We start from the raw sequence: 21,004 nt of genomic DNA, 5'->3' as shown, positions 1-21,004 counted from the left end.
CGCCGGAAAGGACGGGCACATGCGGTGGATGATGGGGTGGGCGCTGTGGCTGTGGGGACTCAGCGCGGTCGCGGCGCCACGCGATGCGCTGGAGGCGAAGCTGCGGACGGGGGACATCGTCCTGCACACCTCGCGCTCGCGGCAGTCGCAGGCCATCCAGGTGGCCACGCACAGCCCGCTGTCCCACGTGGGCCTGGTGGAGGTCACCGAAAAGGGCGCCTTCGTGGTGGAGGCCGTGCAGCCCGTGCAGCGCGTCCCCTTCGCGAAGTGGAAGGCGCGCGGCGTGAAGGACCGCATCCTGGTGCTGCGCGCGGAGGACATCGACGCGAAGACGAAGCAGCGCGTGCTCGCGGCGGCCAAGGCCCATCTGGGCAAGCCGTACGACTGGCGCTTCGAGTGGGGCGACGACGCGATGTACTGCTCGGAGCTGGTGCGCAAGGCGTACGCCCAGGGCGCGGGCGTGGAGTACGGCGAGCTGGAGACGCTGGGCTCGCTCGACATCGCGGACCTGCGCAAACAGATGCGTGAGCGCTACGGCGCCAAGGCGCCCCTCGAGCTGACCCTGATAACGCCGGCGAGCCTGGCCCGGGATACCCGCCTGTCTGTGGTTCACTCGGATTTTCCGGAAGTGCCCTAGCAGGGCCTTCCGCATATCCGGGGGTGTATTCAACCCCGTCACGCGAACACGTGAGACAGGGCCCGGAGCAGGTAGACTCCGTCTCATGAGACGCCTCCTGCTCGTACTCCCCTTGGTCCTCATCGTCGGCTGCAAGAAGGACGTCACCCAGGGCGCGGTGAAGGTCACGGTGAACTACACCCGTTTCCTGCCCGGCTGCCTGCGCGTGCAAGCGCGCGACGTGGAGAGCGGCAAGGAGCTCACCCAGGACGTGACGGAGCTGCGCGGGACGCGGGCCCAGGGCGGCACGATGACGGTGGGCGTGGCGCCTCCGACGGACTGGGGAAAGACGGTGGAGGTGCGCGCCACGGCCTTCGAGCAGGCCTGCGTGGGTGACGGCGTGGTCACCGACTCGCAGCGCGTGACGCTGGTGATGGATGCCATCCAGGACACCACGCTGACGTTGCAGGCGGTGGACGCGGACGAGGACGGCTATGTCGACGTGAGCAGCAACGGCACCGACTGCCGGGACGACGTGGCCGACATCAACCCGGGCGTCGAGGAGCGGTGCAACGACCGGGACGACAACTGCGACGGCGTCGGTGACGCGGAGCACTTCCAGCTGGGCGCGAGCTGCTCGACGTCGGCGGACTGTCACGGTGTCTACCGCTGCGACCTGACGGACTTCGTCCAGTACTGTGAGACACCCCCGAGCCGCAGCGTGTACCCGGACAACGACCGGGACGGACACGGGCGGCTGGGCTCCGAGCCGCTCATCGTCTGCAACGCCACGCCCGAGGGCTACACGTCGGGCCCGCCGGACGACTGCAACGACGACGCCTTCAGCGTGCACCCGGGCATCCAGGACCGCTGCGACGGCGAGGACACCAACTGCGACGGCCAGCTGGACGAGGACTTCCCCCAGCTCACCCAGGTGTGCACGGACGCGTTCCAGTGCGCGGGCGCCTATGCCTGCGCGGATGACAAGCTGGGGGTCATCTGTGTGTCCGCGGCGACGCCGACGGCCTGGTACCCGGACGAGGACGGTGATGGCTTCGGCGCGGCCGCCGGCGAGGTGCGCTCCTGCGTGAAGCCCGCGGGTGTCTGGGTCACCAACAGCACGGACTGCAACGACGGCAACGCGCGCACGTATCCGGGCGCTCCGGAGATTTGCGACGGGCTGGACAACGACTGCGATGATCAGCCCGAGAACGCGCAGGCGGTGTGCCCGGGTGGCGCGGCTCCGGCATGGAGCAGCCGGACCGTCACCAGTGGAGGACAGAAGCACTGGTACTCCGCCTCCTCGTGGACGAAGGGCGGCGTGTGGGTGGGCGGCCACGACGACCGGCTCGCGAAGCTGGTGCCGAGCGCCACCAACTTCTCCGTCACCTCGGACACGGGCTGCGGCGCGTCCGACACGCAGTGGCGCGCCGTCTGGGCCGACCCTGGCAACAATGGCAGGGTGTGGCTCGGCTCAGAGGGCGGCAAGAAGGCGCACCAGGACGTCAACGCCTCGGGTTGCACCCAGGTGTCGGACGATGACAAGTGGATCTTCGGCCTGACGGGCGTGAGGAACGGCGGGGTGCTCACGATTCACGGCGCCGCGTCGCCCAATGACACCGACTCAGCGACGACGGGCCAGGCTTTCGCATGGGATGGCGGCGGCACGCTCGACTACAATGCCGCCAACAACCCGCTCCCCAAGGTCGAGGACGTGCATGGCATCTCCCATGCGCACCTGCTGCTGGTGGGCGGGCAGTCGGGGGGCCCGCGGGTCTTCCGGTTCAACCCGGGCAACAGCCGCTGGGAGTCGGAGAACGCCGAGCAGGACACGATTGGAGCCCAGCGCCTGCGAGGCGTCTGGGTGGTCAACGAGCGGGTGGCCTTCGCCGTGGGCGACGGTGGAACGGTGTTGAGGAAGGTCAACGGCACGACGTGGACCCGGCAGACCTTCCCCAACAACCATCAACTGACGTCTGTCATCGCCTTCGGCGCTGGCTCGGCGTACGCCACCTGCGCCAACCAGCACATCTACCGGTACGACGGGCAGTCGTGGACGAATGTCTACTCGGGAGACAGGCGCTACAACGACATCACCGGAACGGGTCCCGATGACCTGTGGGTGGTCGGCAACGACGGGCGCATCGTCCGCTGGCCGGCGTGGCCGTAGCCGCTCGAGTCACCCGCCCCGTCGCGCCACCACGAAGCGGCGGGTGAAAAGGAACGGAGTGCCCCGCGCATGCGCGGGGTACGCCTGACGCAGCCGGGGCCGCAGCTCCTCCACGAAGGCCTGGCCCTCCTCGCCCCCCAGCGCCGCCAGCACGGGGCGCAGCGTCGTGCCCAGCAGCCACTGGAGCACCGCGTCCTCGCCCGGCAGCAGGTGCAGGTACGTGGTCTCCCACGCGTCCACGGACAGGCCCAGGTCGGAGAGCAGGGACTCATAGCGCTCCAGCGTCTCCACGGGCCTGCGTCGCACGGGCGCGAGCTTCGCGGCGAAGCGCGGCAGGCCGCGCACCTCGTCGACGAGCCGATGTGAGGGCGCCTCGAAGTTGGCGGGGACCTGGAAGGCCAGCACGGCGCTCGGGGCCAGCTTCGCCACCAGGCGCCCCATCAACGTCGCGTGGTCCGGCAGCCAGTGCAGCGCCGCGTTCGACACGAGCACGTCCAGCGGCTGCTCCGGACTCCAGTCCGCCAGATCCCCCACCTCGAAGCGCACGGTGGCCGAGGCCGGGCGGCGGCGCGCCTCCTCGACCATCTCCACCGAGGAGTCCACGCCCACCACCCGGGCCCGGGGCCAGCGCTCGGACAGCACGCGCGTGAGGTCCCCCGTCCCGCAGCCCAGGTCCGCCACGTGCGAGGGGGACTGCGCGTCCACGCGCGACAGCAGCTCGAAGAACGGGCGCTTCCGCTCGTCACGGAAGCGCGTGTACTGCGTCGGGTCCCACATGCCTGTCCTCCCGGTGACGCGCCCACGTCGCGCACCGGAGGATGTAACCCACGACGTGGGCCCGTGCTCGCACACCGACGTGCACCGTGAGGTGGAGCACTCGGGCCCCACCTCACGCCTCACGCTCAGCGTCGGATGCGCAGCACCTGGAAGCCCGTCCCCGCGCTCCCGAAGCCGCTCACGTTCTCCATCCGCACCACCAGGTCCCCGGAGGGCAGCACGCCCCACACGTCGGCGCGCGCCAGGTCCGCGCCACCCAGCCGCTCATACCGCCGCGCCTCGCTCCACGTCGCCCCATCGCCGCTGGTGAACAGCCGCACGAAGACATCCCCCGCCGCGTGCACATCCCCGGCGCTGGACCACGCCGTGCCCAGCACCCAGCCACCCCCGGGCGCCGCCGCCAGCGAGTACGCCGGCCCCGGCAGCTCGAACACCGTGCTCACCTGCCCCGTGCGCGACACCCGCAGCAGCTTCGGATGCTCGGGCTCGAACAGCGTCGACTGGCCGAGCAGCAGCGTGCCGTCCGCCAGCACCCCGCCCGCCACGCCGTTGGCCGCGTAGCCCTGCAGCATCGACGTCCACGTCCGCCCGCCATCCGTCGAGCGCAGCACCGCCGCCTGCGTCTTGTTGCTGCCCATCATCGCCCACAGCGCGCCCGTCGCCGGGTCCGCCACCAGCGCATGGCCATGCCGGTGCGCCGTCAGCGTGGAGCGCACACTCCAGCTCGCCCCGCTGTCCGTGCTCGCCCACAGCCGCACCGGCACCGCGGACGAGGTGAACGTCTGGTACTCGAGGAAGAACCAGGTGTTCCCGAGCTGCGCGAAGCTGCGCGGCCCCATCGCCCGGTAGCTGCCCAGGCTCACCTCGTCCCGCCACGTGCGCCCGCCGTCCGTCGAGCGCTTCAGGAAGTACGCGCCGCTGTGACTCACCACCGCCAGCAGCGTCCCGTTCGACATCGCCGCCATCGTCCACAGGTTGCCGCTGTCCTGGCTCCGCGCGGAGAAGCTCACACCCCCATCCGTGCTCGCCATCAGCCGCGAGCGCTCGCCCCCCACCGCGAGCCCGTACAGCGTGCCGGCCCCATCCACCGCGAGCAGCTCGTGACTGGAGGAGGAGCGCACCACGTCGAGCGAGAACGGCCCCTCCCCCGGCGGCTCCTCGTCCCGCACCCACGCCACCCGCGACACCGTGCCCCGCGAGCTCGCGTCCGGCGCCTCGCCATACAGGCACGGCACCTCCGCGCTGTCCGAGGGCAGCACGTCCACCGCGTTGGGATAGCCCTTGAACGTCGCGTCCCCATCCAGCGTCACCGCGCTGCCCAGCGTGCCGTCCGGCGCGAGCACCTTCGCGCGCAGCTCGTAGTGCGCGTTGAGCACGCGCATGCGGTTGTAGAAGATGTAGAGCGAGTCCCCCACGCGGGTGACCGCGGCCTGGATTGCCCAGTCCGACGTGCCCTCCACCAGCGTGCGAGGACCGAAGGACGTCCCGTCGAAGCGCCGGTGGTACAGCCGCTCCTGCTCGTCCTTGTAGACCAGGTGCATGCCGCCCCGGCCGTCCGCCACCGCGCTCAGCGCCGCGCCATGGTAGATGCCGTCGGAGAACGCCTCGCGCACCGGCGCCCAGGTGCCCGTCGGGTCGTCGTCGTCGCGCACGCGCATCCGCGTGGGCACGAAGCCGTCATGCATGGCGTAGACGAAGACCAGCCGCGTCCCCACGCTCAGCAGCCGCCCCCCGCCGCGCCTGCGCACCTTGTCCAGCGCCTGGTGCCCACCGAAGCTCTGCCCCTCGTCCGTGGACACCGCCACCACCGCCGTGGAGCCTCCATCCGCCTCCAGCCGGAAGGCCTGCACCCACAGCCGCCCCTTCGAGTCCCGCGCGAGCAGCGCCCGCGAGTAGCCCGTGCTCGCGTCCGCGTTCATCACCCGCACCGCCGGCTCCGGCGTCCACGTGTCCGCGCCGGACTGGTAGCGCCACCACTGGAACCAGACGTCATGCCGGCTGGAGGGCTCCAGCTGTGGCCCCTCGTAGGAATACACGAGCGCCACGTCCCGCCCCACCGCGAGCAGCTCCGCCCGGTCCGCGTGCGTGGCATCCGACTGGATGTCGCCCACCCGCCGCACCGTGCGCAGCGCGTCCTCGGAGCGGTAGAGCACCAGCCCCTTGGACTCCACGTTGCCGTGCTGGATGGCCACCAGCAGGCTCGCGGGACGACCACTGCCTGTCTCGACTCGAACGATGTGGCGCTGCGCCGGGAGCGTGAGGGCATTGCCCCCGCTCACCGGTACCAACGCCGTCCCACCCGCCGCGAGCACCGCGGCGAGCAAGGCCCCTGCAAGCCCTGTCATGAATCCCCTCCCCGGACATCCGAGGAGAGAATGTGGGCGAGCACCTACCGAGGGAAGTCACCCCGCAGCGTGCGGGCCCCCATCCGTTGAACAGCAACGGGGCCCGTGTCGCCGGCTGCACGCTCCCCAGCGAAGGGAGCGCGGCCCGGGGCGAGCCCTCCGACTACTTGGCGCGACGACGCTTCGCGGGGGCGGGAGCGCCCGCATCCGGGGCACCGGCGTCCGGAGCGGTGGCCTCGACAGCGCCTGCGTCCGGGTCCGTGCCACCGTCACCCACGCCACCATCCGCGCCCGCCGCGCCCGCGCGCGGAATGGCCGGAGGAGGATTCACCAGCCCCAGCGAGCCCAGGAAGTCCTCCGCGCCCGGCGCGCCGATGCTCGGGTTGTAGAGGACCAGCATGGTGTAGAGGCGCGGGCCCACCAGGTAGTTGCGCGCGCGCACCTCGCCGTTGGGCGAGGACACCGTGTAGGACTTGCCGGGGTAGCCATCCAGCGTGAGCTCCTGCTCGTTGCTGACGGTGCCCTTGAGCTGGTTGGTGAGGCCGTCGCGGCCCTCGTTGAGGAACGCCTCGGGAGGACGGCTCGCGACGACCTTCTCCGGGTAGTCCGCGGTGCTGATGGAGTAGATGACGCCCTCGGCGGTCTGCAGCGAGTACGCCGCCGTGGAGACCTCGCCCGCGGGGATGTTCACCTTCTGGCGCTGGACCTGGGGCTGGCCCGGCATCTTCACGGTGAAGCCCTCTTCGGCCGTCACCTCGGTCAGCTGCGGGCCCGCGGCGGCGGCCGGCTGGCCCCCCGACTCACCGCCCTCGTTCGGCAGCTCCTCGACGGTGGAGGTCGCCTGCTGGTTGGAGTCGGTCTTCTGGGCGCTGACGCACGCGAGTGAAATCAGCGACAGGGTGGCAAGGGCGGCAAGGAGGCGAGACAACGAAGGCATGGGCGCGCTTCCTGAAATTTGGTGTGGGAGATGAACGCGGTGCGTCGGACGACGCTAATAGAACTGCTCGACTTCTGACTACCCGAGATTGGGACGGCCGCCAGTTTCCAGGTGTCACGCACACCCCAGAAGCGTCCGCGGCCGGACGGAAGCGGGCGCTTCGGAGGCTGAAAATCGGCCTCCGGAAGCTATTCACCCAGGTAGGCCCGGCGCACCTCCGCGCTCTCCAGGAGCGCCTTGCCGGGGCCCGCCATCGCCACCTCGCCCGTCTCCAGCACGTAGCCGTAGTGGGCGCAGTTGAGCGCCAGGTGGGCGTTCTGCTCCACCAGCAGCACGCTGACACCCGTCTGGTTCACCTCGCGCAGGGTGCGGAAGATGGTCTCCGTCACCTGCGGGGCGAGGCCCAGCGAGGGCTCGTCCAACAAGAGCAGCTGGGGCCGGCTGAGCAGCGCGCGGGCGATGGCGAGCATCTGCTGCTCGCCGCCGGACAGCGTGCCCGCCATCTGGGTGCGCCGCTCCTTGAGCACGGGGAAGAGCGTGAAGCTCTTCTCCATGTCCGCCTTCACCTCCGCGGTGTCGCGGCGCAGGTAGGCGCCCAGCTCCAGGTTCTCCAGCACGGACATGTTGGGGAAGATGCCCCGCCCCTCCGGCGCGTGCGCCATGCCCCGGGGCACCAGCTGGTGCGCCTTGAGGTGGGTGGTGTCCTGGCCGCCGAAGCGAATCTTCCCGGCGCTGGCCTTGAGCATGCCGCTCACCGCGCGCAGGGTGCTCGTCTTGCCCGCGCCGTTGGCGCCGATGAGGGCGACGACTTCACCCTTGCCCACCGTCAGCGACACGCCCTTCAGGGCCTGGATGGCGCCGTAGTGGACCTTGATGCCCTCCACCGTCAGGAGCGGCGCGAAGGCCTGGCGCTCACCCAGCGTCTTCACCTGCGCCTCGCTCACGCCGCGCCTCCGTGACTCTCCAGGTAGCTGTCGCCCAGGTACGCCTCGATGACCTTGCGGTCGCTGCGCACCTCGGCGGGCGCCCCGCGCGCGATGGTCTCGCCGTGGTCCAGCACGGTGATGCGCTCGCAGATGCCCATCACCAGCTTCATGTCGTGCTCGATGACCAGCACACCCAGCTTGAAGTCGTCGCGCAGCTTGCGGATGAGCACCATCAGGTCCGCCTTCTCGCGCGTGTTCATGCCGGCGGCGGGCTCGTCGAGCAGCAGCACCCGGGGCTGGCTGCCCAGGGCGCGGGCAATCTCCAGCCGGCGCTGCTCACCGTAGGGGAGGTTTCGCGCCTCCTCGTCGCGGCGGTGCGACAGGCCCATGACCTCCAGCAGGTGCTCGGCCTGCTCGGTCAGCCGCCGCTCCTCGCGCTGGAAGCCCGGGGTGAGCAGGAGCGAGCGCCACCAGTCCGCGTAGTTGTGGGCCGCGTTGCGCAGCTTGGAGCCCACGCTGAGGCTGGACTGGTGCAGCGCCGTCTGAGCGCGGCAGGCCACCTTCACGTTGTCCAGCGCGGAGAGCGCGCGGAACAGGCGGATGTTCTGGAAGGTGCGCGCCACGCCCAGCAGGTTGATTTGATGCGGCTTGCGCCCGTTGACCTGCGTGCCGCCCACGCGCACCACGCCCTGGGTGGGCTGGTAGACGCCCGTCAGCACGTTGAACGCGGTGGACTTGCCCGCGCCGTTGGGGCCGATGAGGCCCAGCAGGTCCCCCTGCCGGATGGACAGGTGGAAGTCGGTGAGCGCCTTGAGGCCGCCGAACTGGATGCTCACGCCGTCCGCCACCAGCACGGGCTCGGGGGACGTGGAGGAGAGGGCCGTCACGTTCGCGCTCACGCCAGCCCCCGGCGCTTGCGGGGCAGCCACCGTGGCAGCACGTCCCAGATCTCCTTCGTGCCGAACAGGCCCTGGGGCCTGGCGAGCATCAAGACGACGAGCAACAGGCCGTAGATGGGCATGCGAATCTGGTCCACCCGCTGCGCCAGGCTGCCCTCGGTGCCCAGCGCGCCGAACAGGGAGCGCATGCCTTCGGGCAGCAGCGTCAGGAAGATGGCCGCGACGAAGGCGCCCGTGGTGGAGCCCAGGCCGCCCAGCACCACCATGACGACGATTTCCATCGAGCGCACGAAGGTGAAGGAGCCGGGGTTGATGATGGGCACGAAGTGGGCGAACAGGCCGCCGGCGATGCCCGCGAAGAACGACGAGAAGACGAACGCGCGCACCTTGTAGCCGGTGGTGTCCACGCCCATGGCCTCGGCGGCCACCTCGTCCTCGCGGATGGCCCACAGGCTGCGGCCGTGGCTGGAGCCGGCGATGCGGCGCGCGGCCAGCACCACCAGGAACACCCAGAAGAACACCATGCCGGGGCTCGAGTACTGGGGGATGCCCGACAGGCCCAGCGCGCGGCCGAACGCGTCCGTGTTCTGCACCACGACGCGGATGATTTCGCCGAAGCCCAGCGTGACGATGGCCAGGTAGTCACCGCGCAGGCGCAGGGACGGCAGGCCCACCAGGAAGCCGCACGCCGCCGCCGCGACGCCGCCCGCGAGCAGCGCCACGGTGAAGAGCACCTGGTCGCTGGCCGCCACGGGGAGGAAGGACAGCGCCACCTCCTTGAGCTGCAGCGAGCAGTACCCGGCGATGTACGCGCCCACGGCCATGAAGCCCGCGTGGCCGATGGAGAACTGCCCCGTCATCCCGTTCACGATGTTGAGGCTCACCGCGAGGATGATGTTCACGCCGACGACGGACAACAGGTACGTGGCGAAGTCGGAGCCGCTCAGCGCCCACTGGAACAGCACCAGCGTGGGGATGGCGACGAGCAACGGCAGCACGCCACGCAGCGAGGGCGGCACGAGCGTGCGGGCCTCGGGGATGGGAAGCGCGGGGGTCTCCATCAGACCTTCTCCGCGGCGACCCGGCCGAACAGGCCACCGGGCTTCACGAGCAGCACCAGGATGAGGAAGCCGAAGGCCACCGCGTCGCGCCAGGTGCTGGCCGCGTAGCCGACGACGAACTCCTCCACCAGCCCCAGCACCAGCGCGCCCACCACCGCGCCCGGCACGTGGCCGATGCCGCCAATCACCGCCGCGACGAAGGCCTTGAGGCCCACGTACAGGCCCATCAGCGGGCTCACCGACGTGTCCTTGATGGCGTAGAGCAGGCCCGCGCCCGCGGCCAGGCCGCTGCTGAGCATGAACGTCAGCGCGATGACCCGGTCGGTGGGGATGCCCATCAGCGCCGCCACCCGGTGGTCCCAGGACACCGCGCGCATGGCCCGGCCGAAGCGCGTGCCGAACACCAGGTACTGCAGGCCCACCATCAACCCCACGGCGATGAGGAAGCTGATGACCTGCCAGTTCCACACCACGACGTCGCGGTCTCCGATGATGAGCCACTCGGTGGGCTCGATGATTTCGGGGAACGCGCGGGGGCTGGCGCCCGGCAGGAAGCCGATGTCCAGTTGGAAGCCGTAGGACAGGGCGAAGGAGATGCCGATGGCGGTGATGAGCGCCGTCAGCCGGGGCTTCTCGCGCAGGGGCCGGTAGGCGAAGCGCTCGATGAGGAAGCCCATGAGCGCGCAGCCCAGCATGGCCACCGCGAAGACGGCGGCGATGCCCAGGAACGAGCCGCGCGCCTCGCGTCCGATCGCGAACGCGGTGGCGTAGCCCATGTAGACGCCGACCATCATGACGTCGCCGTGGGCGAAGTTGATGAGCTTGAGGACGCCGTACACCATCGTGTAGCCGAGCGCGACGAGCGCGTAGATGGTGCCGGCGGCCAGGCCGTTGATGAGGTGCTGGAGGAGCTGCGCCATTTAGGGATTGATGGTCGTCACGTACTGCGTCTTGCCATCCCCGACCTTGAGGACGACGGCGGACTTCACGGCGTTGCGCTTCTCATCCAGGGTGACGGTGCCCGCCACGCCCGGGAAGTCCTTGGTCTGGGCAATCGCGTCGCGCACGGACGGGCCGCTCAAATCCTTGGCGCGCTTGAGCGCTTCAATCGCCACGCGGGCCGCGTCGTAGCCCAGCGCCGCGAGCGCGTCCGGGACGCCGCCGTAGGCCGCCTTGTAGTCCGCGATGAACTTCTGCACGCGGGGGTCCGGGTTGTCCGGCGAGTAGTGATTGGAGAAGTAGCTGCCGGTGATGGCGCTGCCGCCCAGCTCGAAGAGCTTCTCGGAGTCCCAGCCGTCGCCGCCCATCAGCGGCACCTTGAGGCCCACCTCGCGCGCCTGGCGGGCGATGACGCCCACCTCGCTGTAGTAGCCCGGCACGTAGATGCCGTCCGGCTGCGTCTTCTTGATGGCGGTCAGCTGCGCGCGGTAGTCGGTGTCGCCCTGGCTGTAGCTCTCAGTGGTGGCGATCTTCCCACCCATCTCCGTGAACTTGCGCGTGAACACGCCCGACAGGTCGATGGAGTAGGCGCTCTTGTTGTCCTGCAGCACCGCCACCTTGCCGAGCTTCAGGTCGTCGCGGGCGAACTTCGCCATCACGAAGCCCTGGAACGGGTCGATGAAGCACACGCGGAAGATGTAGTCGCCCTTCTCCGTCACCGTGGTGTTGGTGGACGAAGGGGTAATCATGGGCACGCCCGCCGCCTGCGCCTTCTCCGCCATGGCCAGCGAGTTGGACGAGGCCACGTCGCCCAGGATGAGCACCACCTTGTCCTGCGTAATCAGGCGGGTGGCGGCCTGCGCGGCCTCCTCCGGCTTGCTCTGGTTGTCGTAGACGCGGATCGCCAGCTTCTTGCCGTTCACGCCGCCCGCGGCGTTGGCCTCCTTGAGCGCCAGCTCGATGCCGTTGCGCGTGGAGATGCCGAACGTCGCCTGGCCTCCGGTGAGCGCGCCCACCTGGCCCAGCAGGATGGTGTCCGCGCCCGCGGGCGTGCCGCCGCCGGGGCTTGGGGCCTGTCCCTGCGCGGCCTGCGTGCCGGCCTCACCGGAAGGGGTGGGCTGCGTCTTCTTCTCGCAGGCGGCCGCCAAGACGGCGAGCGCGGCGAGCAGCATCGGGGCAAGGCGTCGCATGCGGAGCAATCCTCCTCAACAGGGGGTGCTGCGAGTCAAAGCCCCGGTTTTCTAGGGGAGCCCTCTCCATGGGTCAAGCGCGCTGCCAGACAGGCCCTCCCCCCACGTACCCTCCGTGCGGCGCGTCACGCGAGCCCCCGTCGAGGGTGGAGCGCTCGAATCCCAGGCTCCGGCGTCCTCCCACCCGCTTCGCCGGGGGTGCCCGGAAAGTGGACAGGGCCGCGTTCGCGAGGGCAGGCGGGCATGGGCGCGACGGCGACCACGGGGGCGAGCCCTGAGCACGCATGTTGGCGAGACACTGTTCATCCGCGGACCCGCTCCCACCTTCCCGGTGATGCAGCAGGAGGCATTCAGGAGGAGCCAGCCATGCTCAAGAACAAGAAGGACGTACGCGAAGGGATGGTTGTCCGCAGCATCGACGACGAGAAGCTCGGCAAGGTCTTCGCCATCGGCGACGACGCGTTCCACATCGAGAGAGGCCTGTTCTTCCCCAAGGACTACCGGGTCTCCTTCACCGAGGTGAGCGAGATTCGCAACGGGGAGGTCATCCTCAACCGCGGCAAGGAGGCCCTGCAGCAGGTCTCCGAGGCGGAGCGCACCCGGAGCGGCGCGGACCTGGGCACCGCCGGCGCCATGGGGCTGGCGTCCGAGCGCACGGTGACGGAGACGCGCGTGCGGGAGACGGACCTGAACGCGAGCCGGGCCTCGGTGACGCCGCTGCCCACCACGGGCTTGAAGGAGGACGTCGGCTACCAGGCCAACATGAAGGCGGACACGGAGCTGCGGCGCGCCAAGACGGAGTGGAACGACAACCGTGACATCTCCATCCCTGTCCACCGGGAGCGGCTGAGCGTGGAGAAGCACGACATGCAGGCCGGAGAGCTGCGCGTGCACAAGGAGATCGTGGAGGAGGAGGAGGTGGTGAAGGTCCCCCTGCGCCACGAGCGGGTCCGCGTGGAGCGGCGGGCGGTGACGTCGGACACGCCGGTGACGGGCGCGTTCAAGGACGAGACCATCGTCGTCCCCCTGCACGCCGAGGAGGCGGAGGTCATCAAGCGCCAGGTGCTCGACGAGGAGGTCGTCATCCACAAGGACGTCGTCGAGGAGGAGCGCCGCTTCACCGAGCGGGTGCGCCACGAGAACGTGGACATCCGCACCGAGGGCGAGGTCGACGCGCCGCGCACCCTCAACGCGACGTCCGACGACCCGTCGCTGCGCCGCTCCTGAGGCATCGGTCGCGTGAAGTGAAGGCATGGCACCCGGCCACCGCTCCCCGACAGCACGGGGGCGGTGCCGGGGTCAGCGCGCGGCCTTCTTCTGGGGCTGGGGCGAGGGACGCGGGCGCGGCTCGGTGTCCACGTCCTCGATGTCCTGCGCCACCGCGGGCGGTGACACGCCCAGGCGGCCCTGCTGCGCCTCGGTGCGGTCCAGCTGCTGCAACTCGCGCAGCCGGTCCGGGAAGTGCCGGGCCATCAGCCGCGCCAGCTCCGCGTCCTTCACCGGCGTGAGGGCGTCCTGCAGCCGCTCCGCCATCTCCAGGGCGTCGGAGAAGCGCGCCGTGGGCGACTTGGCCAGGGCCATCTCCAGCACGTCCCACAGCGGCTGGGAGATGGAGTCCGGGCGCGTCAGCCGCTCGTCGCAGATGGCCTGCATGGAGCGCAGCTCGTCGCCCCGGTCGAACGCCCGCTTGCCGGTGAGCGCCTCGTAGAGGATGAGCCCCATCGCGAACAAATCACTGCGCGCGTCCAGCCGCTGTCCCCGCGCCTGCTCCGGGGACATGTACAGGGGCTTGCCCTTCACGATGCCCGGCAGCGTCATGGTCCGCTGGGCGCGCGCCTTGGCCACCCCGAAGTCGAGAATCTTCACCCGCCCGTCGAAGCCCACCATCAGGTTGTGCGGGGACAGGTCGCGGTGCACCAGGTGCAGCGGCTTGCCGTCCTCGCCCTTGAGCGAGTGCGCCGCCTGCAGGCCGTGCAGCGCCTGCACCACCACCGCCACCGCCTGCTCGGGCATCAGGGGCCCCCGGCGCGCGCGCAGGAGCCGGTCCAGGTCCACGCCCCGCACCAGCTCCATGGCGATGAAGTACGCCCCCTGCGCCTCGCCGAAGTCGTACACGTGCACCAAGTTGGGGTGCGCCAGCCGCAGGCCGATGCGCGCCTCGTCCAGGAACTGCTGGACGATGGCCGGGTCCGCCGTCAGGTGCGGGAGGATGCGCTTGAGGGCCACCAGCCGGCCCAGCCCCTCCGGGCCCCGGGCCCGCGCCACCAGCACCTGGGCCATGCCGCCGGTGCCCAGGGGCGTGAGGACCTCGTACTTGCCGATGCGCCCGCGCGGCACCGGCGTGTCGTCCATGGCCAGGTCGTCCAGCCGCTCCAGCGGGCCCTGCCCGTCCGTCAGCGCCAGGAAGGCCAGCACCGACGTGTCGAGCTGCTCGCCGATGGCCTCCACCAGCTTCATCACCAGCCCGCCGCCGTCCGGGAAGGCGCCCTCCACCGCGAGCCCCATCCCGCCCAGCTCCAGCGTGCCCAGCTTCAGCCGGGTGCAGAAGAGCATCCGCCCGTTGGGCAGCCGGCGGGGGCCGCGCCACAGCGCCGCCTCGAACACGTCCGCGCCCAATTCGCCCAGCACCCGCGTCAGCACGGGCCCCCGGGTGCCGCGCAGGGAGACGAAGCCCGCGGGCGCATGCACCATGCGCGCGCACTGCGTGAGGAAGACGTCCAGGCCCGCGTCCAGCGTCAGACCGCGCTGGAGGCAGTCCTCCAGGATGTCGTCCGCCATCCGCTGCACGGCCACCAGCCCACGCAGGAACGCGACCTCTGTCTCCAAGGAAGGGAATTCCACCCCCCCATTACAACCTGGGAGGGATTCCCCGGGAAGTCAGGGACCGACAACAGCGTGCGTGGGTCAACGACACCCGCCGCCTAGACGCGCTCGCGGTCCTTCAGGGCCGTGGCGCCGGGCGGCAGGCGCTCGGAGGGGCTGGTGGGGAGCACCACGCGGCGGTCCTCGATGAGGCCGTGGGCCTCCAGCACGCGCTCCAGGTAGGCCACGCGCTCGCGCAGCAGGGCGTTCTCCGGGTGGGAGCCCAGCTGGGCCTCGCGCAGGCGGATGAAGGCCTCCAGCACGGGCTTGAGCGAGAAGCGCAGCGTCAACCCCAACAGGGGGATGCCGCACGTCATCGCCACCACGAGCACCATGACGACGCCTTCGACTGGATCCATGACTGAGACCTCGGAACGGACAGGGGGAGACTGACTCTACGCCGGAAGGGTTCCGGCGATTGCATCCCCCCGCCCGTGAGGCGGGTGCTTCAGCTCGCCTGGCCCGTGTAGATGGCGTCGGCGATGCGGTAGGCGCTGCCCTCCAGGCGCTGGAAGGCCTCCTTGAGGGCGACCGGGTCGGAGGTGTTGAGCAGGCCCTTGAGCCGCTCCAGGTCCGACTTGATCTCCTCGCGGTCCTTCTCCGACAGGAGGCTGGCGTACTCCTCCAGGCTCTTCTCGGTGGTGTAGATGAGGCCGTCCGCGTTGTTGCGCAGCTCCGCCAGCTCCTTCTTCTTCTTGTCGTCGGCGGCGTGCGACTGGGCGTCGTTGATCATCGCCTGGATTTCGGCCTCCGACAGGCCGGAGTTGCTCACCACGCGCACCTGCTGGACCTTGCCGGTGCCCAGGTCCTTGGCGCTGACGTGCACGATGCCGTTGGCGTCGATGTCGAACGACACTTCAATCTGCGGCACGCCACGCGGCGCCGGCGGGATGCCCACCAGCTCGAAGCGGGCCAGCGTCTTGTTGTCCGCCGCCATCTCGCGCTCGCCCTGGAGCACGTGCACGCTCACCAGCGGCTGGTTGTCCACCGCGGTGGAGAACACCTGGCTCTTCTTGCAGGGGATGGTGGTGTTCTTGTCGATGATCTTCGTGAAGACGCCGCCGGCCGTCTCGACGCCCAGGGACAGCGGCGTCACGTCCAGCAGGAGGACGTCCTTCACCTCGCCCTTGAGCACGCCGCCCTGGATGGCCGCGCCCACGGCGACGACCTCATCCGGGTTGATGCCCTTGTGCGGCTCCTTGCCGAAGAACTCGCGCACCTTCTGCTGCACGCGGGGCATGCGCGTCATGCCGCCCACCAGGAGCACCTGGTTGACGTGCTGCGCGGTCAGGCCCGCGTCCTTGAGGGCGATCTTGCAGGGCTCGATGGTGCGGTCGATGAGGTCCGCCACCAGCGCCTCGAAGGTGGAGCGGTCCACCGTCTCCGTCAGGTGCTTGGGGCCGGAGGCATCCGCGGTGATGAACGGCAGGTTCACCTCCGTCTCGGGCGCGCTGGACAGCTCGTGCTTGGCGCGCTCGGCGGCCTCCTTCAGGCGCTGCAGCGCCATGCGGTCGCGGCGCAGGTCCAGGCCGTTGTTCTGCTCGGCGAAGCGCTTGGCCAGGTAGTCGATGAGCCGCTGGTCGAAGTCCTCGCCGCCCAGGAACGTGTCGCCGTTGGTGCTCTTCACCTCGAAGACGCCGGCGGTCAGTTCCAGGATGGAGATATCGAACGTGCCGCCGCCCAAATCGTACACGGCCACGCGCTCGGTGCCGCCGTCCTTGACCTTGTCCAGGCCGTACGCGAGCGCCGCGGCGGTGGGCTCGTTGATGATGCGCAGGACGTTGAGGCCCGCGATGCGGCCGGCGTCCTTGGTGGCCTGACGCTGGCTGTCGTTGAAGTACGCGGGGACGGTGATGACCGCCTCGGTGACGGGCTCGCCGAGGTAGTCCTCCGCCGTCTGCTTCATCTTCATCAGGACGATGGCGGAGACCTCCGGCGGGCTGTGGCCCTTGCCGCGGATCTCCACCCAGGCGTCGCCGTTGGGGCTCGCGGCCACCTTGAAGGCGCTCACGCCGATGGCCTTCTTGGCCTCCGGCGAGTCGAACTTCCGACCGATGAGCCGCTTCACGGCGAACACGGTGTTCTCCGGGTTGGTGATGGCCTGCCGCTTGGCAATCTGGCCCACCAGCCGCTCACCGGAGTCCGTGAAGCCCACCATGGAGGGCGTGGTGCGGCTGCCCTCGCTGTTGGGGATGACCACCGGCTCGCCGCCTTCCATGACGGCGACGCAGGAGTTGGTGGTCCCCAGGTCGATTCCAATCACCTTGCCCATGATGCTTACTGACTCCCCCCGGAAGTGCTGTCCGTGTGCTGCTCGGGTGCTTCGGCCCGCGGCTCGGCTTCCGCCGGAGGTGAGTCCTCGGCGGGCGCGGGGGTGGATGAGGCGGCGGCGTCCACGACGGGCGCGGCGACGGCCTCGGGCGCGCGCGCGACGACGACCATGGCCGGGCGCACCAGGCGCTCGTTGAGGAAGAAGCCGCGCACCACCTCGTAGACCACGTGGCCCGCGGGCGTGTCGGCCGTCTCCACCTGCTGGATGGCCTCGTGCATGCGCGGGTCGAACGGCTGGCCCTTGGCGCTGAAGGACTTCACGCCGTGGCGGCCGAGCGCGTCCTCGAAGGACTTGCGCGTCATGGCCACGCCCTTCTGGAAGCTCTCGATGTCGGGCGACTTGGTCGCGGCCTCGAGCGCGCGGTCCAGGTTGTCCATCACCGGGAGCAGGTCCTTGAGCAGCTTCTCCGAGCCGAAGCGCTGGACCTCCTCCTTCTCCTTCTGCGCGCGCTTGCGGTAGTTCTCCAGGTCCGCGGCGGCGCGGACCATGCGGTCCTGCGCCTCCTTGGCGCGCTCGTGCGCCTCGCGCAGCCGCTCCATGGTCTCGCGACCCTTGGCCTGGCTGAACTCGACCTGCGCCTTGAGCGACTCCACCTCCTGACGGAGCTGGGCGACCTCTTCCGCGGTCGCGGAGGGCGCTGGGGAGTCCTGGGGAGGCACGGAATCCTCGGGGGCGACGGAGGCGGCCGCGTCCTCGGAAGCAGCGGCCTGGGGGGCCTCCACCTCGATGACGGTCACCTCTTCATCCTCCATGCGACGCTCGACGCTGCGGACCGCCGCGTCGATGACGTCCTGCCCGATTTCCGCCTGGATGCTGTCCTTTTCACTGGAGCCGGCCACGGCGCGCACTATCTCACGCGCCGCACACCGTTCCAACTGGCGGCAATGACTGACGGAACCGGAACCGGAAGTCCGGACCTGTCTGATTCAAGGCCGGGCGGAACTTCACGCTCCGGCGGTGGGCTTCTTCGCGCGGCCGACGGTCTTCTTGGAAGTTGGAGCGGCCTTCTTGGCGGCCGGGCGGCCGCTGGCCTTCTTGCGGCCGATGGACTTGGTGCCGGGGGCGGCCTTCTTCGCGGCCTTGGGTTCGGGCTTGGGGCGCGGGGCCCGGGGGGCCTCGGCGTCGGCGGCCTCGGACTTCGTGGTGCCCGGCGCGCCCGCCTCGCCCTCCTCGGGACGGAAGGCGCGCTCCACGGCGCCCTCGACCTGGCGCACGGCGGTTTCAATCTTCTCCGCGGCGACCTTGGTGGTGCTGGCGGCCCAGGTGCGCAGCTGCACCAGGCCCTCCTTCACCTTGGCCTGCTTGTCCGGGTCCTTCACTTCCTTGAGGAGGCGCTGGGCCTCGCCGCGCAGGTCATCGGTGGTGCGCTTGAGCTCGTCGCCGGTGCGCTTGAGGAACTCCATCAGGTGCTTGTCCCACTTCTCGGCCATTGCGCAGGTCCTCTCGTCCGGGCGGCGGCGCCCCCCGTGGGTTTCGCGGCCCTCGAATATGTCACGGACATCCCCCGGCGCCATTGCAGTTCCCCGAGGGGACACGTCCCGCGAGCATCCCCCCACGGGATACGGCTAGAGTGTCTGATTCCATATAGGGGGAACGGCCGAGCCCCCACCGCTTCTCGGGGAGACCACCTTCATGTCCATCCAACGCGCGGTCGGGATGCTGCTCATCCTGACCTTCCTGGGCGCCTGCTCCGGTGGGGACGACCCGACCCCCGGCAGCGGCCCGAAGCTGCCCAACATCTCCGCGCTGACCGACACCACGGTGGGCGCGCCCTACGACACGCGGATCACCGCCACGGGGGGGACGGCGCCCCTGCGCTACACGCTGAAGTCGGAGGTGCCCCCGGGCTTCTCGTTCTACTCGACGGACGGGCGGCTGACGGGCCCGGCGAGCGCCGCGGGGGACTACTCCCTCCAGGTCGACGTGGTGGACGTGGAGAAGAGCGAGGACTCGCGGACGTACACCCTCAAGGTGTGGCCGGCGCCGGCGCTCGTGGGCGCGACGCTCACGGCGGCCGTGGCGGGCAATGGCTACACGTACACCTTCGGTGGCGTGGGCGGGCGGCCCCCGGTGACGTTCTCCGTGGTGGAGGGCGCGCTGCCGGAGGGCCTGTCGCTGTCGCAGGACGGCGAGGTGACCGGCGTCGCGACGCTCGCGGGCACGACCAGCTTCACGGTGAAGGTGGAGGACGCCAGCGGCATCGCCGCGCAGGCGCGCTACTCGCTGGAGGTGAAGCCGGGCACGGGCACGCCGGACGGAGGCGGGACGGATGGCGGCCCCTCGACGAGCTTCCCCCTGTCGGTGGGCAACTGGAACATCGAGTGGTTCGGCCACACGGGACAGGGGCCGTCGGATGAGGCGCTCCAGCTGGCCAACGTGAAGACGGTGATTGCCGGCGCGGGCGTGGATGTCTGGGGACTGGCGGAGGTGGTCGACGCGGCGCACTTCGAGCAGCTCAAGGCGCAGCTTCCCGAGTACGACGGCTTCCTGGCCAGCGACCCGCTCGTGCCGTCCGGCTCCTTCTATTACGACGCCGACGAGCAGAAGCTGGGCATCCTCTACAAGAAGGGTCTGGTGCAGGTGCGCGAGGCGCGCATCGTGCTGGGTTCGAGCGACTACTACTTCGCGGGCCGGCCGCCGCTGCGGGTGGACCTGCGCGTCACCCGGTCCGGCACGAACGTGGACCTGTCCGTGCTGATGCTGCACATGAAGGCCACGAGCAACGGCACCGAGTCGGCGGACTACGAGCGGCGGCTCGAGGCGGGGCAGCTGCTCAAGGGCTACCTGGACAGCAGCATGCCCACGCAGCGGGTGATGGTGGTGGGCGACTGGAACGATGACGTGGACGTCTCCACCGTCAACAACCGCGACACGCCCTATCGGAACTTCGTGGACGACGCCGACAACTACCGCTTCGTCACCCAGGAGATGTCCGTGTCGGGCATCGGCTCCACGGTGAGCCGCAACACGTTCATCGACCACCAGCTGGTCAGCAACGAGATGCTGGAGTCCTACGTCCCGGGGTCCGCCGCGGTGCTGCGCCCGAGCATCACCCGCTATGGCACCACCACGTCCGACCACTACCCCATCATCAGCCGCTACAACTTCGGGCAGGTGACGGCGCGCACGCTGAAGGTCACCGCGCCCAACGGGGGCGAGGTGCTCGCCGCGGGCAGCACGTTCGACATCACCTGGACGGCCTCCGGCGTGCAGAACGTGCGGCTGCAGTACTCGCTCGACAACGGCGTGGTGTGGAGCGACATCGCCACCTCCGTGCCCGCGGCCTCGGGCAGCTTCACGTGGACGGTGCCCTCGGAGGGCTCCTCCACCGCGCGGGTGCGCATCAACGACGCGGCGGACTCCACCCTGGCGGACATCAGCGATGCCCCATTCACGCTCAACCGGCCCGTGCCCACGCTGTTCATCAACGAGTACCTGCCCCAGCCCCTGCCGCCGAGCGGGAGCACCACGCCGGACTACGACAAGATGTTCGTGGAAGTGCGCAACACCGGCACTGCCGCGGTGAACCTGGGCGGCTACTCGCTGCATGACGACGAGTCCCGGCGCGGCGACAAGCCCGCGCGCCACGTCTTCCCCGCGGGGACGATGCTGCAGCCGGGCGCCGTCTACACCGTGTATGGCGACGCCTCGGCCGTGCCCATGGGCGTGCCCAACACCGCGGGCGCCAACGGTGGCGACGGACTTCGCTTCAACCGCTCGAACGACTCCGCCTACCTGGTCCGTCCGGACGGCTCCGAGCAGGACCACGCCTCCTACGGCAGCACCACGCTGGGCGTCTCCTTCAACCGCAACCCGGACGGCACGGGCGCGGGCGAATGGGTGCGCCACGATTCGCTGTCCTCCTCGCTCGCGTCCCCAGGGCGCCGCGTGGACGGCTCGGCCTTCTGAGCCGCGCGGAAGGCCACACGGGCGACGGGCTCTCGCAAGCC

17 protein-coding genes are annotated in these 21,004 nt (G+C 70.2%); 4 read left to right on the top strand and 13 right to left on the bottom strand.

Translation table 11 applies throughout. From position 1 onward, the window contains the following. The first annotated feature begins 19 nt into the window (after positions 1 to 19). On the top strand, positions 20 to 637 hold the full coding sequence (locus tag VZQ01_RS24765) for a YiiX family permuted papain-like enzyme (RefSeq protein ID WP_426744847.1): 618 nt from the start codon (positions 20 to 22) through the stop codon (positions 635 to 637). An 85-nt stretch (positions 638 to 722) separates the two neighbouring features. Further along, a complete protein-coding gene (locus VZQ01_RS24760; protein WP_426744846.1) occupies positions 723 to 2,786 on the top strand; it encodes a MopE-related protein in 2,064 nt (687 codons plus the stop codon). Between the two features lie 9 nt (positions 2,787 to 2,795). On the opposite strand, the gene VZQ01_RS24755 is transcribed toward VZQ01_RS24760, so the two are convergent. From VZQ01_RS24755 to VZQ01_RS24720, 8 genes are all read right to left on the bottom strand, one after another. Continuing rightward, positions 2,796 to 3,563 carry a methyltransferase domain-containing protein gene (locus tag VZQ01_RS24755; protein WP_426744845.1) on the bottom strand — a complete coding sequence of 256 codons (768 nt, stop codon included), beginning with the start codon at positions 3,561 to 3,563 and terminating at the stop codon, positions 2,796 to 2,798. Positions 3,564 to 3,688: 125 nt separating this feature from the next. After that, a complete protein-coding gene (locus VZQ01_RS24750) occupies positions 3,689 to 5,908 on the bottom strand; it encodes a WD40/YVTN/BNR-like repeat-containing protein (RefSeq protein ID WP_426744844.1) in 2,220 nt (739 codons plus the stop codon). Positions 5,909 to 6,071: 163 nt separating this feature from the next. Continuing rightward, the gene (locus VZQ01_RS24745) at positions 6,072 to 6,845 is read right to left on the bottom strand and encodes a hypothetical protein (protein WP_426744843.1); all 774 of its coding nucleotides are present in this window, start codon (positions 6,843 to 6,845) and stop codon (positions 6,072 to 6,074) included. 188 nt (positions 6,846 to 7,033) lie between these two features. After that, positions 7,034 to 7,789, bottom strand: a complete 756-nt coding sequence (locus tag VZQ01_RS24740; protein ID WP_267699255.1) for an ABC transporter ATP-binding protein — start codon at positions 7,787 to 7,789, stop codon at positions 7,034 to 7,036. Beyond that, positions 7,786 to 8,670 carry an ABC transporter ATP-binding protein gene (locus VZQ01_RS24735; protein WP_267699254.1) on the bottom strand — a complete coding sequence of 295 codons (885 nt, stop codon included), beginning with the start codon at positions 8,668 to 8,670 and terminating at the stop codon, positions 7,786 to 7,788. Before VZQ01_RS24735 ends, VZQ01_RS24740 begins: the two co-directional genes overlap by 4 nt. After that, entirely contained in the window at positions 8,667 to 9,731 is a 1,065-nt protein-coding gene (locus VZQ01_RS24730) for a branched-chain amino acid ABC transporter permease (RefSeq protein WP_248543065.1), read from the bottom strand. Before VZQ01_RS24730 ends, VZQ01_RS24735 begins: the two co-directional genes overlap by 4 nt. Continuing rightward, positions 9,731 to 10,651 carry a branched-chain amino acid ABC transporter permease gene (locus VZQ01_RS24725; RefSeq protein WP_046716478.1) on the bottom strand — a complete coding sequence of 307 codons (921 nt, stop codon included), beginning with the start codon at positions 10,649 to 10,651 and terminating at the stop codon, positions 9,731 to 9,733. The genes VZQ01_RS24730 and VZQ01_RS24725 overlap by 1 nt, the downstream gene beginning before the upstream one ends. Beyond that, a complete protein-coding gene (locus VZQ01_RS24720; protein WP_141331476.1) occupies positions 10,652 to 11,860 on the bottom strand; it encodes an ABC transporter substrate-binding protein in 1,209 nt (402 codons plus the stop codon). Between the two features lie 366 nt (positions 11,861 to 12,226). Here VZQ01_RS24720 and VZQ01_RS24715 point away from each other — a divergent pair, with 366 nt between their 5' ends. Next, complete coding sequence (locus VZQ01_RS24715; protein WP_426744842.1) at positions 12,227 to 13,087, top strand: YsnF/AvaK domain-containing protein; 861 nt, start codon at positions 12,227 to 12,229, stop codon at positions 13,085 to 13,087. A 72-nt stretch (positions 13,088 to 13,159) separates the two neighbouring features. On the opposite strand, the gene VZQ01_RS24710 is transcribed toward VZQ01_RS24715, so the two are convergent. The 5 genes from VZQ01_RS24710 to VZQ01_RS24690 all read right to left on the bottom strand — a co-directional run bounded on the left by VZQ01_RS24710 (position 13,160) and on the right by VZQ01_RS24690 (position 18,484). After that, positions 13,160 to 14,638, bottom strand: a complete 1,479-nt coding sequence (locus VZQ01_RS24710) for a serine/threonine-protein kinase (protein ID WP_267701169.1) — start codon at positions 14,636 to 14,638, stop codon at positions 13,160 to 13,162. A gap of 143 nt (positions 14,639 to 14,781) precedes the next feature. Then, a complete protein-coding gene (locus VZQ01_RS24705) occupies positions 14,782 to 15,081 on the bottom strand; it encodes a hypothetical protein (protein ID WP_223750717.1) in 300 nt (99 codons plus the stop codon). A gap of 89 nt (positions 15,082 to 15,170) precedes the next feature. After that, the gene (gene dnaK, locus VZQ01_RS24700; RefSeq protein ID WP_141326698.1) at positions 15,171 to 16,994 is read right to left on the bottom strand and encodes a molecular chaperone DnaK; all 1,824 of its coding nucleotides are present in this window, start codon (positions 16,992 to 16,994) and stop codon (positions 15,171 to 15,173) included. A gap of 5 nt (positions 16,995 to 16,999) precedes the next feature. Further along, entirely contained in the window at positions 17,000 to 17,902 is a 903-nt protein-coding gene (grpE, locus tag VZQ01_RS24695; RefSeq protein ID WP_223750716.1) for a nucleotide exchange factor GrpE, read from the bottom strand. 96 nt (positions 17,903 to 17,998) lie between these two features. Then, positions 17,999 to 18,484: a transcriptional regulator gene (locus tag VZQ01_RS24690; protein WP_223750715.1), complete on the bottom strand. Its 486-nt coding sequence runs from the start codon at positions 18,482 to 18,484 to the stop codon at positions 17,999 to 18,001. A gap of 202 nt (positions 18,485 to 18,686) precedes the next feature. On the opposite strand from VZQ01_RS24690, the gene VZQ01_RS24685 reads away from it, so the two are divergent. After that, positions 18,687 to 20,963 (top strand): lamin tail domain-containing protein, encoded by a 2,277-nt coding sequence (locus VZQ01_RS24685; protein WP_426744841.1) that lies wholly within the window; start codon positions 18,687 to 18,689, stop codon positions 20,961 to 20,963. Positions 20,964 to 21,004: the final 41 nt, after the last annotated feature.

The organism is Myxococcus faecalis (assembly GCF_050039385.1).
Lineage (GTDB): Bacteria > Myxococcota > Myxococcia > Myxococcales > Myxococcaceae > Myxococcus > Myxococcus fulvus.
Note: the sequence above shows the minus strand (reverse complement) of the source record. Positions and strands in the feature narration are given on the sequence as shown.